Below are 14,657 nucleotides of genomic sequence, written 5' to 3'. Positions count from 1 at the left end.
ATGGCCCGCAGCGTCCACGGTGGCCGGTGGATCCGGTACGCCATACCGGATCCCGAGGACCGCGAGGCGTCAGCCCGACGCGTTGCCGGTCAGGTTCCAGGAGGCCAGGTGCAGCGCCGGGGCCGTGTATCTCACCCCCGACCACCGGTCCGGCAGGGACACCGTCTCCGCGCCCACGCCCAGCACCGCTCCCGGGCCGAGCGCCTGCGGGTACGACTGGGTGAAGCGCATGTTGCCCACCGCCGTGGTGACTTCGCCGTCCTCCACGAGCCAGACGCCGTTGCGGGTGAGGCCGGTGATGACGAGGCTCTTCTGGTCGAGCACGCGGGTGTACCAGAGGTCCGTGATGAGCAGGCCGCGGCGCATCTCGGCGACCAGCGCGCGGGCCGAGGAGGCGGTGGGCCCGGCGCCCGCTTCCGGTACGGCGTTGGCGACCGGTCCCGCCGCCAGGTGCAGGTTGGCGGCGATGGGGCCCCACGAGCGCGAGGCGGCGGAGGCGTGGCCCGTGGACACCGCACCGGCCTCGGCGGCCGAGGTGCGGTCGTGGCTGACCGCGCGGGTGATGCCGTCCTCGACGAGGAGGAGGGTGGCGCGGGGTGTGCCTTCCTCGTCGAAGGGCAGGCGGGCGCCGAGCGGCTCGTCGGTGATGGTGATCCGGGGATCGAACTGCCGGCTGCCCGGCTCCGCGAAGGACTGGTGCTGGGCGTACGCCTTGCCGTTGAAGCCGAAGCTCGCCAGGTTGTCGAGCAGGTCCGCCACCGCGGTCGGTTCGAGGACGACCTCGTAGCGGCCCGGGGGCAGCTCGACGGGTGAACCGGCCGCACGGGCCTTCGCGGCGGCCCGCTCGCCCAGGGCCACGCCGTCGAGGTCCGCCAACCGTCCGGAGGCGCGCCGGGCCACGCCGTCCGCTCCGGCGAGGCGGGCGATGCCGTCCATGGCCGCCTCCGCGGACCGGCCGTGCGCGCTGTGGCCGGCGGTGTTGGCGAAGGCGCCGGACGCGTACGAAGTGCGGCAGAAGCCCGCCGTCTCCAGCCCGCCGGCTGCCTGCACGAAGTCGCGGACGCGGGCGGCTCGTTCCTGCGGGCCGGCGGACGCGGTGGCTTCGTCGTACCCGGCGTCGGGTGGCAGCGGGGTGGGCGGGGTGAGCCCCGGCCACGTCGGGTCGGGCGGGGACAGCCGGGCCGCGGCGACCGTACGCTCGACCAGCGACCGCAGCCCCTCGGCGTCGGTGCGGGTGGTGGAGCCGGACGCGGTGCGGCCGTCGAGGTGCAGGCGCAGGCTGACGGTGGTGGTGGCGTCCGCGACGTTCTGGTGGATCGCGGAGTTGGCGAAGCGGGTCAGCGCCTCCGCCGAGTGCGCGGCGACGACCTCCGCCTCGGCGCCGGCCCCGGCGACGCTCCGGGCCAGGTCCACGACCCGGCCGGCCAGGTCCACCTCGACGGTCACTGGTGTGCTCATCCCCGGACTCCCACCCGTACGTTCGTGAACCGCGCCGGCGCCGCGGGATGCCCGGTGTGGCCCACCTGGCCGGGCTGTCCCTTGCCGCAGTTGGGCGTGCCCCACGCCACCGTCTCCGACGACAGCATGTCCATCGACTGCCAGAACTTCGGCCCGATCCCCGTGTACGTCGGGTTGCGCAGCATCCGCCCACGCTTGCCGTTCTTCACCTCGTACCCGATCTCGCAGCCGAACTGGAAGTTGAGCCGCCGGTCGTCGATGGACCAGGAGCGGTTGATGTCCATGAAGACGCCGTCGTCGGTGGCCGCGATGATCTCGTCGAGGGTGTGCGGCCCAGGCTCCAGGCCGACGTTGGTCATGCGCACCATGGGCAGCCGGGCCCAGCCGTCGGACCGCACGCTGCCGGCGTAGTCGAGCCCGGCCATCGCCGCGGAGTCGCGTCCGGCGAGCACACCGACCCAGATGCCGTTGCGTACGGCGTCGCGCGGGGTCGCGGGTGAGCCCTCGTCGTCGTAGCCGAAGCTGCCCAGCGCGCCCGGGATCGTCGGGTCGATGGTGATGTTCATCAGGTCGGAGCCGTAGCGCAGCGTGCCGAGCTGGTCGAGGTCGAGCCAGGAGGTGCCGGCGAACGCCGCCTCCCAGCCCAGGATGCGGTCCAGCTCGATCGCGTGGCCGACGGACTCGTGGATCTGCAGGGCCAGCTGCTCGCCGCCGAGGATGAGCGTGGTCTCGCCGGCCGGGCACAGCGGTGCGGTCAGCAGCGCCCGCGCTTCGTCGGCCATCCGCGCGGCGTTGTCGGTCAGCGCGAGCTCGTCGACGAGCTCCCAGCCGCGGGTGCCGTACTGCCCGCGGTGTGACGGCCAGGACCGGCGCTGGATCTCACCGTCACCGTACGCGCTGGCGGTGATGCCGGCGCCGCACTCGCGGATGTGCTGGTCGATGCGGTGGCCGTCGCTGGAGACGAACCACTTGCGGGTGTCCCAGATCTGATAGAGCCCCTCGGCGAGGTCGGCGCCGGCGTCGCGGGCCGCGGCCGTCGCCGCGACCAGCAGGTCGCCCTTGGTGGACAGCGGCACGGAGAGCGGGTCGATCTCGCACGGGCTGGCCCAGCCGGCCCTCCCGGCGCCGGCCGGGACCAGGTCGATCGCCGGCCCGGGCACGAGCGCGCTCGCGGCGGCGATCTCGGCGGCCCGGCGCCCGGCCGCGCGGGCGGCGGCGTCCGACAGGTCGGGCACGGCGTAGAAGCCCCAGCTGGAGCCGACCAGGGCCCGCACCCCGATGCCGGCGCTCTCGTCGGAGCTCAGGTCCTCGATCTCGCCGTCCCGGGCGCTCATGGTCTCGGTGCGGCGCAGCATGACCCGCGCGTCGGCATAGCGGGCGCCCGCGTCGAGGGCCGCCTGGACCGCCGCTCCGGCCTCGTCGAAGTGATCCACGCTCATGACCTGAAACCCTAGGCGACGGGTACGACAAAGAAGGTTCATGTCCACGAGCCCGGTGCCGAACGGTACGGTCGCCGGCGAGGACTCGGCGCCGAGAGGGGTGGATCATGGGCGAGGGCCGCCTGCCTGCACTCCTCCTGCCCTACGGCCCGTACCCGGAGCTCGCTCTTCATGTCCACGACCTGACGATCCAGGGCCGGCAGGCGGAGACGCTGACGGCCGCGGACGAGGCCGAGGGCATCGCCGCGGCGCTCGGCGACGCGCGCACGATCCGGTCGATCCGCCTGGGCCGCATGTATGCCCTCACCGCGCTCGGCCGCCTGCACGAGGCGCTCGCCGTCGGCGAGCAGCTCACCGCCGCCGACCGCCCGGTCGCCGGGCCGCGCAGCACCGACGCCAAGATCCTCGCCGACACGGCGGAGGTGCTCATCAAGATGGGCCGCATCGACGACGGCCTGCAACACCTCGCCCGCGCCCTGGTCCTGCTGGAGACAGCCCCGCGGGGCGACGTCCGGTACGTCTCGGCCATGTCGTCGCTGTGCGAGGCGGCCAAGGCTGCGGAGCTGTTCGAACTCGCGGACGAGTGCCTCGGTGTCGCCAACGACGTCCTCGACTTCAGCGACCTCTACCGCTCGTCAGCCGACATCCAGCGTGCGGAGCTGCGCCTGGAATGGGGTCTGCGCCTCGAACAGGTCGGCCGGGCCGGTGAGGCGCTCCGCCTGTACGCGACCAGCGTGCCGTTGCTGGAGCATTGGGCCCCGCGCATGCCCGAAGCCCCGCTGGCCAGCGCGCTGCTGTCGTTGAGCCTCGCGAAGACCGGCCGTCACGACGAGGCGCTCGCCATCGTGCGGGCGTTGCTCATGCCCATGCGTACGAGCGGCCAGGACCACGAGGCCCGCCTGCTCCACCTCGCCCACGGCATCGTCCTGCGCGACACCGGAGACCTCCGAGGAGCCCGCCGCGAGTTCACCGCCGCGGAGGAACTCGCCACCCAGCCCGGGCAGCGCCTCATCTTCCGCTACGAGCTCGCGGTCCTGGCCGCGGTCGAGGTCCCGGGCGAGGCGGCCCAGTCCATGCTGTCGGCCCTGCGCGGCCAGGTCGAGATGCTGTGGCAGCTGAGGCTGGACCGGCGCACGATGCTGCAGCAGGCGTACCGCCGGGTGGAGCTCGAGGCGGCCCGCAGCAGCGCGGACCACGCGGCGGCCTCGGACGCGCTGACCGGGCTGGGCAACCGGCGCCTGTTCGACCGGCGCATCCAGGCGGTGTCCGGATCCGGCACGCTGCTGCTGATCGATGTGGACCGCTTCAAGTCCATCAACGACGAGTTCTCCCACGGCGTCGGCGACCGCGTGCTGACCGAGATCGCGGCGGTGCTGCGCGCGCACTGCCGCCACGACGAGGTGGCCATCCGCTTCGGCGGCGACGAGTTCGCGATGTTCCTGGCCGCCAGTGAGCATGAGGGCCGGCAGGTGGCCGAGCGGATCCGGCAGGTGATCGGAACCCGCGACTGGTCGGCGATCGCGCCGGGGCTGCGGGTGACGCTGAGCATGGGGCTGGCGGCATGCCAAGCGGGGGAGAGCGGCCGGGAGCTGTACGACCGGGCGGATGCGCGGCTGTACGCGGCGAAGCGAGCGGGCCGGAACCGGTTGGCCGCCGCCTGACGGGATCGAGACGGAGTCAGTGAAGATGGAGATGCGTGAGGCGGCCTCAGGGGACGCGGTGAAGGTCTGGTTCAAGTTCGAGCCTCGTGAGGGATGGCTGCCTTACGACACCGAAGGTCTGTGGGCGGCCCCGACCGGCTCCGACACCGCCGAGATCGAGAACGTTCCGTTCCTGCAGGACGGCGTAGCGGTCGGCGACATCGTCCGGTACATGGTCGATGAGGATCAGACGCTGTGGGCGGTGGATCGGGTCCATGCCTCAGGCAACTGCACCGTTCGAGTCCTTCCCCTCCCCGACGGACCGCTAGGACCCGATGCACGACAGGTGCATGAGCGTTTCCGGCCGTTCGGAGTCGACGGGGAGGTGTTCAGCGAGGACCTGCCCCTGGTGGCACTGAATGTCCCTGCGGCCGCCGACTTCGCAGCAGTCAAGGCGTTGCTGGCACAGGGCGAAGCGGCGGGATGGTGGCAAGCGGAAGTCAGCTGCGCGAACGAGCGGTGGAACGTGGCCTGATGACTGAGATGACCTGGGACAGTGGATATGTTCGAGCGCTTTCGTGGTGTCTTCCGTCCTGACGGAGCCGGCAGTCCGGAGCCGTTCCCCAGCGCGTCCGGGCTCGACCTGCCTGGCTTGAGGGAGTTGGCCGCCGAATGCTCAGGCAGGACATTCGGCGACGGAATGGTACGGGTTCACGCCGAGGCCGGCTCGCGCTTGTCGAGCCGCCTCATAACGGAGGCCTTCCCGGAGTTCGCCGCGGCTTCGTTCCTGGCCGTCGCTCAGGACTGGACGGGGAGGCAGTACGCCGTAGGCACTCGGCCAGGGACGTCGCACCACGGGCAGGTGCTGCTCTTCGAGCCGGCGACGGGCGATTCCTTCGAGACCGACGTCGACGTTCCGGCGCTGCTGAACGAGGAGTTCGTGTCCGATCCCGACACGTATCTGGCCGGCGATCTTTTTGCGGAGTGGCGAAGCCGGGACGGCCGTGCTCTTCAGCCGCATCAATGTGTCGGCTTCAAGGTTCCGCTCTTCCTGGGTGGTGAAGGCAGCGTGGACAACCTCGAGATGGTGGACCTGGACGTCTACTGGTCAATCCTCGGCCAGCTCCGGAACCGAAGCGCCTGAACGAGAGCAACTCACCGTGGAGGCAACAGCTCCGCGGTTGCGATGGAAGCCTTGACCGGCTCCTCCAGGTGCAGGACGTCTCCCTGCGGCGTCACCGAATGCTCCGCATAGTGCTGGCCCTTGAGCTGGTAGAGGTGCAGAGCGCCGGTCTCCTGCTCGACCAGCAGATACCAGGGGATCCCCGCCGCGGCGTAGTAGTGCATCTTCAGCACCTTGTCGGCGGAGGCGTTCGACGGCGAGACGATCTCGCACACCAGCAACACCGCTTCCGCATCGACGACGAGCTGGTCGAAGTCGATCGGCTGGGTGATGACGAGGTCGGGAATCGGGATGCGTCCTGGCTGAAGCCGAACATTGACGGCCTCCAGCACGAAAAGGCCCGCCTCGCGTGCCGCTCGCCTCAGCGCAAACGTCAGCTCAGAAGAGATGTGCTGGTGGCGCGGGGTGGGGGCGGGCGTCACGTACAGGCTCCCGTCGAAGAGTTCGACGCGCTCGGGGGTCTCGCCGAGCGCGAGGAAGCGCTCCTCGGTCATCGGCAACCCATCGCCGAAGATGGCGGACGTCATGGCGCCGATTCTTCCACGGAAGCGGCTGGGCCAGCCACGTCAGAGGTTGAGGCCGGTGACGCGGACCAGTTGCATCACCGACTGTTCCACGTACCCCTGTGCCGTCAGCATATTGCTGTGCAACAACCCCCGGTCCGGCTCGGCGACCAGATAGCACGGGATCCCCGCCTGCGCGTACGCGTGCATCTTGAGCGTCCAGTCCACCGTCGCGCTCGCCGCGGAGGTGATCTCGCAGACCAGGCGGACCGACTGGGCCTCCACCAGCGGGATGTCCGGGTCGATCGCGCCCGCGATGATGAGGTCCGGGACCGCGATGCGGCCCGGGGCGAGCCGGACCGGGACTCCCGTGACGACGTTGAGGTCCGAGCGGCCCGCGCGCAGCGCGTTGGCGAGGGCGTTGAGGATCATCTGGTGGCGGGGGGTGTCGCGGGGGCAGGTGAGGACGTTGCCGTCCCAGAGTTCGGAGATGGCCGAGGTCTCGCCGAGCCGGAGGTACTCGACCTCGGTGGTCGGCAGGGCTTCCATGGGCAGGCTGCGGCCGATCAGCGCTGACGTCATGCACACTCCCGGATCACGAACTGAAGTTCCTCTGACAAACCCCCGGAGGGGGAGATCAACAACGCGGGGCCGGCCGGTGCGAGCGCGTGGTGCTCGTATACGTCCGGGTTGTCGGTCCTGCTGCCCAGATAGCGTTCCGCGTACGGCGGCGCCAGGTGTGTCCAGTCGGTGATCGGGTCGCGCGCGATGCCGCACCGGAACACGTCCCCGCGCCGTTGCACCGCGAGCGCCGCCAGCCATCCGCCGAGGCCGGTGCCGCGTACCGCCACCCGGGCCAGATCGAGGTCCGGGTGTTTGCCGGTGAGGGCGTGCAGGGCGTCGACGTGGTCGCTCAGGGCCACGTCGGCGAGGCGGCGGTACACCGCCTTCTCGAAGCTGGGCGCCACTCCGGGCGTACCCCTGGTGTCGACGCTGACCACGACGAAGCCGGCGTCCGCCCACCATTGCCGTTCCTGCCAGCGGGCCGCGTCCTGCACCACCTGCTGGTGTCCGGGGCCTTCGCCGAGCTCCACGAGCACCGGAAGGCGCGTGCCCGTGACATGACCCTCGGGGTAGAGGACCGCGGCCGGCAGCCTGCGGTCGGTCACCCTTTCGAAAACCGGGTTCGGAGCGTACGGCAGGAGCGCCGCGTCCGACGGCAACGGGATGGCGACGGCGCCCCGGTGCACCGTCGCGTCCATGACGAGGACGTCGCCGCCCACCTCGGCGGTGTGCCAGCCGGGCCGGTCGGTGAGCGTACGGGCCTTCGCGCCGCCGCCGCCGAGCGCTGTGCGGACCGCGTACACGTGTTGTTCCGAAGGTTCTCCCTCGGCGCCTTCGACGATCAGTTCCTGGGTGTCAGCGAGCACGCCCACGACGCGGCGCACGTAGAGGCCGGGTGGGGTCAGGAGGCTGCCGTCGGCGAACAGGCAGCGGGCGTCGAAGCCGTCGTGGGCGAGTTCGCCGCCGACGAGCACCCGGCCGTCGGGCAGCAGCAGCGGGGTGCCCGGGATGGGTTCCACCCAGCGCGCGTCCGCCAGCTCGGCGTGCACCTGCGTCTCTCCCGTACGCGGGTCGACCGAGAGCACCAGCCCGTGCTGCTGGCTGCGGCGCAGCACCGCGATGAGCGGGTTCCCCTTGCCGGTCCAGCGCACGTCGACCAGGTACGGGTACGTCTCCCGGTCCCAGTGCACGTCGACCCAGCCGCCGTACAGGTCGAGCAGGTGCAGGCTGACCGCCCCGGCGCTGCGTACGGCGAGGATCTGCGTGCCGTCGGGCGACCACCACCATCCCCGGGTGCGCCCGAACTCGGCCGCCGCCGGCTCCGGCACGCCCCACGACACGCCGGTGCCCGGTTCTCCGGCCAGGAGCTGGTCCTCGCCCTCCTCGCCGATGACGCGCAGGGTGCCGTCCGGCGTGGTGTATCCGATGGAGCGTCCGCTCGGGTCCGGCCGGGGCTCGACGACGACCGCCGCCGTGGAAAGCTCCGTTCCCGCGCAAAACAGCCGTCCGTCGCGCGCCCACGCCAGCACGCCCAGGTCGTGGGAGCCGGCGTACGAGCTGATCGGGCCGTCCGCCACCTTCGTCACGGCCCCGGACGGCACCGCCAGGACCCACAGCGCCGCCGCGGGGTCGTACGGCCCCGCGGAGCGCAGGAAAGCCACCCGGGCGCCGTCCCCGCCGACCGTCACGGCGTGGGGTGCGCCGAAGCGGAACCGGCCGGTCCGGCCGGCGAGTTCGGGATACTCCACGCTGACCAGCATCGCTGATCGGAGCCCCTCCGCGCGGGTCAAACAGCAGACGAACCGGCGCGGCGGGGCGCGCGTAAAGTGTCGCGGGTGACGAACGCGCTGCCCGCCCGCCGCCTCATGCTCGTGCACGCCCACCCCGACGACGAGGTCACCGGCACCGGCGCCACCATGGCGCGCTACGCCGCCGAGGGCGCGCACGTGACCCTGGTGACCTGCACCCTGGGCGAGGAGGGCGAGATCCACGTGCCGGCCCTGGCCCAGCTGGAGGCGCGCCAGGCCGACCAGCTCGGCGGCTGGCGCATCGCCGAGCTGCAGCGCGCCTGCGCGGCGCTGGGCGTCACCGACCACCGCTTCCTCGGCGGCGCGGGCCGCTACCGCGACTCCGGCATGATGGGCCTGGAGACCAACAACCACCCGCGCGCGTTCTGGCAGGCCGACCTGGACGAGGCCGCCGCCCACTGCCTGGAGGTCATGCGGGAGGTGCGCCCCCAGGTCCTGATCACGTACGACGAGAACGGCTTCTACGGCCATCCCGACCACATCCAGGCGCACCGGGTGGCGATGCGGGCGGCGGAGCTGGCCGAGGCGGAGGGCTTCGGGCCCGAGAAGATCTACTGGACCGCCATGCCCCGCAGCGTGCTCGAGGGCGGCATGGAGGCGTTCAAGGGCATGGACGACAACCCGTTCGCGGACGTGGAAACCGTCGACGAGCTGCCGTTCGGCCACCCGGACGACGAGATCGCGGCCCGCATCGACGGCACCGACCACTACGAGAAGAAGGTCGCTGCGATGCGCGCGCACGCGACGCAGATCCCGGACAACTCCTGGCTGTACGGCATCGCCGGCGACTTCGGCGGCGAGTTCATGGGCGTCGAGTACTTCACGCTCGTCAAGGGGGAGCGCGGCGAGGTCACCGGCCCGCACAAGTGGGAGAGCGACTTGTTCAGCAACGTGGTGCGGCGATGACGCTGGAAGCCCCCGCTCCCGCGCCGCCCGCCGATGAACCGGCTCCGGAGCGTACGGGCCTGGAGCGGCTGATCAGGGTCGGCGGGGTGGTGGTCTCGGTGCTCGCCACGATCCTGTCGGCGCTGCTCGAGTTGTTTTTGACCCCGCTGCGTGCCGACGGCGTCCCGATCGGCCTGGCAGTGGTCGTGGCCGTGGCCGGCAACTATGCGATCTCGTGGTTCGCGCTGACCACCGTGGGGCGGCGCTGGGCGCTCGGGCCCCCGTGGGCGCTCTGGACCGCGATCATGTTCTTCGCCGCCGGCACCCGGACGGCCGAGGGCGACTTCCTGATCGCCGGCGACAACTGGATCGCGCTCGTCATGATCTTGGCTGGCAGCCTGACCTTCGCCGTCTTCACGTATCGGGCGATCCTCCGCGGGCCAACCGTCACAAAGTCATGACATCGGCCCGTGGCGTTTGTCGCCGCTGATCGCGGGGCTGCAGACTGGCGCGAGTCCGCCGCCGTCGTCGAAGGTGACACCGTTGACCTCCGTCTCCGAAGACATCCCCCCGCCCGCCGCCCCCGCGGCCGGTGAGCCGGTTCCCGCGGCCGGTGAGCCCGGTCGCGTCAACCGCACCCGGATCGTCGTCGTGGCCACGGTGGCGGCCGTCCTGATCGCCGCGGCCGGCGTGGCCGCCTGGGCGTACGGCGGCGACGTCCCGCGCGGCACCCACGTCCTCGGCCTCGACCTCGGCGGCAAGTCGCGCACGGAGGCCGAGCGGGCGATGACCGACACGTTCGGCCCGCGCACCACCGACCCGGTGACCGTCGACCTCGACGGCAAGACCGTGCGGATCGCGCCGGCCGAGATCGGGCTGCGCCTCAACATCGAGCTCACCGTCGGCAAGGCGATGCGCGGCACCCCGAGGCCGTTCGGCGAGCGCACCGTCGCCCCGGTGATCCAGGTGGACCAGGCCAGGCTCGAAACCGCGCTGCGCCGCCAGGTGGATCCGAAGAAGCTCACCCTGAAGAAGCCCGCCATCGCGTACGCGGGACTCACGCCGAAACCGACCAACCCGGCTGCCGGTCGCGGCCTGGACCCGGCCGCGGCCGCGGAGGAGGTCCGCAAGGCCTGGCTCGCCGGTGGCACGGCCCGCGTGCCGCTGGTGGAGAGGCCACCCGCGACCAGCCGGGAGCAGGTCGACGCCATGATCGCCGACCTGGCCGTGCCCGCCGTCGCCGCGCCCGTCACCGTCGAGGTCGCCGGCAAGTCGGTGACCCTGTCCCGGCAGGCGCTGGCCAAGGGGCTCGTGTTCCGGTCCGACGACAACGGCCTGCTCACGCCCGCGGTCGACGGCCCCAAGCTGCACGCCGCGGCCGCTGCGGCGTTCGCTCCGGTCGAGAAGGAGCCGAAACCGGCGCGCGTCGTCCTCAAGGGCGGCAAGCCGTCGATCGTCGCGGGCACGGCCGGTGACATGGTCGATCTCGACGCGCTCGGCACCGCGCTGCTCGGCGTCCTGCGCAACCCCGCCCCGCGCACGGTCGAGGCAAGCCTCACTCGGCAGGAGCCGGACGTCACCGCGGCGGACGTCGCGAAGCTCGGCGTCAAGGAGAAGGTCTCCACCTTCACGACGTATTTCACCGGTGGCGCGAGCTCGCCGCGCAGCCAGAACATCATGACGATCGCCCGGCACGTCGACGGCGCCATCGTCCGGCCCGGCGAGACGTTCTCGCTCAACAAGCACACCGGCGAGCGCGACTACGCCTCCGGCTATCAGGACGCCCCGGTCATCGTCGGCGGCAAGCTCGAGCCGGGTGTCGGCGGCGGCGCGTCACAGTTCACCACCACGCTGTTCAACGCGGCGTACTACGCGGGGCTCGAGGACGTCGAGCACAAGCCGCACTCGTTCTACTTCTCCCGCTATCCCGCGGTCATCGAGTCGACGATCTTCTACCCGACGCTCGACCTCAAGTTCAAGAACACCACGCCGTACGGGATCCTCATCGACACCTCGTACACGAGCAGGTCCGTGACCGTCACGATGTGGAGCACGAAGGTCTACGACAGCGTCAAGACCGTACGCAGCCCCCGCCGCAACATCACCTCGCCGCCGACTGTGCACCGCGAGCCCGGTCCGAAGTGCATCTCCAGCAGCGGACTCCCAGGTTTCACCCAGGATGCTTGGCGCGTCATCCGCAAGGATGGCAAAGAGGTCGAGCGCAAGAAGTTCACCTGGCGCTACGATCCCGAACCACGATTCATCTGCGGCGAGGAGCCGTAAGTCGGCACGGAGGACGGCATGAGGCAGCGTTGGGTGAGGATCGCGGTGCTGGCCGCGGCGCTGTTCGCGATCAATGTGGTGGCCCGGCTGGTGACGCGTCTGGGCTTCCCCGACAACGACACGGCCGAGAACAGGGTCAGCATCGTCATGTTCGCGGTGATCGGCCTGGTGCTGGCCGGCGTCACGTTCGTCCGCTCGCAGCGGGTCCCGCCCAGCGTCTGGCTCCCCGATCTCGCCGCCGCGGCGGTCGGCGGCATGCTGCTGACGATCCTCGTCGGCCCGTTCGTCAGCGGCGACTACCCCTTCTCCGGCGGCGCGGGCAACTTCTTCTCGCAGATCTGGCTGTACGGCGGCTTCGCCATCGTCGGCACGCTCCTCGGCTACTGGATCGCCACGATGCTCGGCCGCGACTACCGCTCGAAGTCGCTGAAGGCGTTGGCGACCGCGAAGGTGACCCGGCCCCGCCGCGTCGTCCGCCGCTGAGCGGGCCGCGCCCCGGATCTCGCCGGGCGTCGGGCCTCCCCGGGCGGCGGATCTCGCCGGGCGGCGGATCTTGCAAGGCGCCGCACCTCGGGCCGGCTGCGTGCGCCGACGCCGAGTCGGGTTCCGCGATCGGCGTCGGGTCGGTCAGTCGGACGCTGAGCGGGTCAGGGCCGCCCGTGCCGGGCCGTATCGGATGGCGGCGCAGCGGCCTCTGCCGCTCTGCCGGTTCCCGAACGGGCAGTTCCGCCGTCACGACTCCTTCGCCGCCGGTCGGCGGCGCATGATCGGAGCGTGCGGATATCCGGAGTGCTCTCCTTCGCCGGGTGGGCCCTGCTCACGGCCGTGATCCCGCTGGCGCTGGCCGCCTCGGCCCGGCCCGTCGAGGAAGCCCGCTTCGGCGGCCCCGAAATGAGCTGGTGGATCGCCGTCGCAGCCGTCCTCCCCGCCGCCGTGGCCGCAGCCCGGGCGCGCCGTGAGCGGGACGCACCGAAGGCCATCGGAACCGGCCTTGCAGTCGCCGCGCTGTACGTCGCCGCGACGGTCGCCGTGTACGCGTTCGTCTTCCCGATGGAGGCGCATCCGATCGACCTGCCGGTGCTGCTCTCGGCCGTGACCGCGCCGGCAGGTGCGGTCGCCGGCCACTTCATCGGACGCAAGGCCGAGGAGCGGCGCGGGGCCGGAGAACAGCAGAGGGCCGAAGCGCGGGGCACGTCGGAGGAGCAGCGCACGTCGGAGGAGCAGCGCACGTCGGAGGAGCAGCGCACGTCCGAGGAGCAGCGCACGTCCGAGGCGGGGCGCACGTCTGCGCAACGGTCCGAGCCGCGGCCGGCGAAGACCGTGCTGACCGCTGCCGGGGTCGCCCTGTTCGGGGCGCTCCTGATGCCCGGAACGCTCGCAGACGCCGCCCAGTTCAGCACCGTCGATCAGACCGGGCCGGAGCCCCACGCCAACCAGCCGGCGGTCTTCGACGTGCCGGCAGCCGGCCGGTACACCCTGGTGGGCGACGGCGACCCACCCCCGGACCCCGGCTGCCGGCTCGTTCGGCCCGGCGCGCCCGACGTGCCGGCCGTGCCGCTCACCATCCAACCCGAGGAGGCCGGCTACGACGCCACGCCGGGCGAGACGACGATCGCCGACCTGGACGTGCCCGCCGCCGGCATCTACACCCTCACGTGCTCGTCTCCCGGTGACACGGACTACCGCGTGACTCCCGTACGGTCGATCAGCCCGGTCGCCGACTCGCTGATGCGGTGGCCGCTACCGCTGCTGATGCTGGTGGGCGCGCTGCCCGGCCTGGCGCTCCTCGCCGCGACGGCACGTCGCAGGCTGCCGGGCGCACCCGTGCTTTCTCAGCGCGGCGCCTCGCGCGTCAAGTAGGTGTGGTGGGTGGTGAAACCCACTTTCTGGTAGAGCGCGACAGCGGCCGTGTTCCGCTCCTCCACCTGCAGATACGCCCGCGCCGACCGCTGCTGCACGGCCCACTGCGCCAGCGCCCGCAGCACGTGCGCGCCCAGACCCTGCCGCCGCGCCGCCGGAGCGGTCTGCAACAGCGACACCCCCAGCCAGCGGTCAGGCCCGCTGACCGCGCCCCGGGCCACCGCGAGCAGCTCACCCTCCGCGTCGTGCACATGAGCGAAAACCGCATCTGGTACGCCGGTGAGAATACGTTTCGCCGTCGCGGGCAAGGTGCCCTTGTGCTCGGCCACCATCTCGTACCAGGCGTCCGTGGGGGTGTCGGCGAGCTCGACCGTCGGCAGGCCGGGCCGTGCCGGCAACGCGTCCACCAGCGCCGCGACCCTCGCCGTCTGCACGAGGGTGAGGGGCCGAGCGGTCCAGCCGCGCGCGTCCAGGGCGGCGTTGACCGGCGCGGCGAGCGGCATCGGTGTGTTGATCAAGGCTTGCTGGCCGCGGGCCGCGTACCACTGCTCGACCGCGTCGATCGCGGCCTCGAGCGTACGGTCGGGGTCGCCGACGGCCAGGGCCGAGTTGGCCCGGCCGGTCCAGTTGTCGGCCGCGCGCAGGATCCAGGCGCCCAGCCGGGCCTGCACGGGCGCCGGCCAGCCGTCGTTGGCCGCCAGCTCCAGCGCCACGACGTCCGCGGCGGGCGGGCGGCGAGCGGGCGGCACCCGTTTGGCGCGGTGCACCTCCGTCAGGGGCACGCGAACCGTGCCCTTGGCCGTCGCGAGAGTGAGATCCGTCTCCGTCAGCTCGACGAGCTCGCCGAGAGCGTCGGTGAAAAGCGGCCGATCCCGGGAAACACCTACAATTCGGCGGACCACCACCCGGTGTCCCACATCTTGCCGTCGGAGCACGTGTCATCCCCTCCTGGCGAGATACTAGGCTCTGCCCGTACCGCCGTGCTTCCCGCGGCTGTGCTCTGTGAGGACAGCAAGGCTCTGGAAGGGAAAGAC

Annotated in this window: 14 protein-coding genes; 8 read left to right on the top strand and 6 right to left on the bottom strand. The window is 71.8% G+C overall.

Annotation, left to right across the window (positions count from 1 at the left end):
• Positions 1-69: 69 nt before the first annotated feature.
• The gene (locus AB0K03_RS11985; protein WP_364683401.1) at positions 70-1,458 is read right to left on the bottom strand and encodes a metallopeptidase TldD-related protein; all 1,389 of its coding nucleotides are present in this window, start codon (positions 1,456-1,458) and stop codon (positions 70-72) included.
• Positions 1,455-2,891, bottom strand: coding sequence for a TldD/PmbA family protein (locus tag AB0K03_RS11980; protein ID WP_364683732.1), 1,437 nt, complete (start codon positions 2,889-2,891; stop codon positions 1,455-1,457). The genes AB0K03_RS11985 and AB0K03_RS11980 overlap by 4 nt, the downstream gene beginning before the upstream one ends.
• 113 nt (positions 2,892-3,004) lie before the next feature.
• On the opposite strand from AB0K03_RS11980, the gene AB0K03_RS11975 reads away from it, so the two are divergent.
• Genes AB0K03_RS11975 through AB0K03_RS11965 form a run of 3 tightly spaced genes read left to right on the top strand, consistent with a single transcriptional unit; the run spans position 3,005 to position 5,681 of the window.
• Complete coding sequence (locus tag AB0K03_RS11975) at positions 3,005-4,558, top strand: GGDEF domain-containing protein (RefSeq protein ID WP_364683399.1); 1,554 nt, start codon at positions 3,005-3,007, stop codon at positions 4,556-4,558.
• A 25-nt stretch (positions 4,559-4,583) separates the two neighbouring features.
• Positions 4,584-5,072 (top strand): DUF4265 domain-containing protein, encoded by a 489-nt coding sequence (locus AB0K03_RS11970; RefSeq protein WP_364683397.1) that lies wholly within the window; start codon positions 4,584-4,586, stop codon positions 5,070-5,072.
• 27 nt (positions 5,073-5,099) lie between these two features.
• On the top strand, positions 5,100-5,681 hold the full coding sequence (locus AB0K03_RS11965) for a T6SS immunity protein Tdi1 domain-containing protein (protein WP_364683730.1): 582 nt from the start codon (positions 5,100-5,102) through the stop codon (positions 5,679-5,681).
• An 11-nt stretch (positions 5,682-5,692) separates the two neighbouring features.
• Here AB0K03_RS11965 and AB0K03_RS11960 read toward each other — a convergent pair whose 3' ends face one another.
• The 3 genes from AB0K03_RS11960 to AB0K03_RS11950 are packed head-to-tail and all read right to left on the bottom strand — an operon-like array spanning position 5,693 to position 8,535.
• Positions 5,693-6,247 (bottom strand): Uma2 family endonuclease, encoded by a 555-nt coding sequence (locus AB0K03_RS11960; protein ID WP_364683395.1) that lies wholly within the window; start codon positions 6,245-6,247, stop codon positions 5,693-5,695.
• Between the two features lie 39 nt (positions 6,248-6,286).
• Positions 6,287-6,805 (bottom strand): Uma2 family endonuclease, encoded by a 519-nt coding sequence (locus AB0K03_RS11955; protein WP_364683393.1) that lies wholly within the window; start codon positions 6,803-6,805, stop codon positions 6,287-6,289.
• A complete protein-coding gene (locus tag AB0K03_RS11950; RefSeq protein ID WP_364683392.1) occupies positions 6,802-8,535 on the bottom strand; it encodes a prolyl oligopeptidase family serine peptidase in 1,734 nt (577 codons plus the stop codon). The genes AB0K03_RS11955 and AB0K03_RS11950 overlap by 4 nt, the downstream gene beginning before the upstream one ends.
• Positions 8,536-8,613: 78 nt before the next feature.
• On the opposite strand from AB0K03_RS11950, the gene mshB reads away from it, so the two are divergent.
• From mshB to AB0K03_RS11925, 5 genes are all read left to right on the top strand, one after another.
• The gene (gene mshB / locus AB0K03_RS11945) at positions 8,614-9,501 is read left to right on the top strand and encodes an N-acetyl-1-D-myo-inositol-2-amino-2-deoxy-alpha-D-glucopyranoside deacetylase (protein WP_364683391.1); all 888 of its coding nucleotides are present in this window, start codon (positions 8,614-8,616) and stop codon (positions 9,499-9,501) included.
• On the top strand, positions 9,498-9,941 hold the full coding sequence (locus AB0K03_RS11940; protein WP_364683390.1) for a hypothetical protein: 444 nt from the start codon (positions 9,498-9,500) through the stop codon (positions 9,939-9,941). Before mshB ends, AB0K03_RS11940 begins: the two co-directional genes overlap by 4 nt.
• Before the next feature lie 73 nt (positions 9,942-10,014).
• Positions 10,015-11,763, top strand: a complete 1,749-nt coding sequence (locus AB0K03_RS11935) for a VanW family protein (RefSeq protein WP_364683389.1) — start codon at positions 10,015-10,017, stop codon at positions 11,761-11,763.
• 18 nt (positions 11,764-11,781) lie between these two features.
• Positions 11,782-12,246: a hypothetical protein gene (locus AB0K03_RS11930; RefSeq protein ID WP_364683387.1), complete on the top strand. Its 465-nt coding sequence runs from the start codon at positions 11,782-11,784 to the stop codon at positions 12,244-12,246.
• A 291-nt stretch (positions 12,247-12,537) separates the two neighbouring features.
• Positions 12,538-13,623, top strand: coding sequence for a hypothetical protein (locus AB0K03_RS11925; RefSeq protein WP_364683385.1), 1,086 nt, complete (start codon positions 12,538-12,540; stop codon positions 13,621-13,623).
• Here AB0K03_RS11925 and AB0K03_RS11920 read toward each other — a convergent pair.
• Entirely contained in the window at positions 13,596-14,558 is a 963-nt protein-coding gene (locus AB0K03_RS11920; protein WP_364683383.1) for a GNAT family N-acetyltransferase, read from the bottom strand. The two genes, AB0K03_RS11925 and AB0K03_RS11920, sit on opposite strands and share 28 nt — an antisense overlap.
• Positions 14,559-14,657 lie beyond the last annotated feature (99 nt).

This window comes from Actinoplanes sp. NPDC049316, assembly GCF_040677315.1.
In the GTDB taxonomy this organism is placed as follows: domain Bacteria; phylum Actinomycetota; class Actinomycetes; order Mycobacteriales; family Micromonosporaceae; genus Actinoplanes.
Note: the sequence above shows the minus strand (reverse complement) of the source record. Positions and strands in the feature narration are given on the sequence as shown.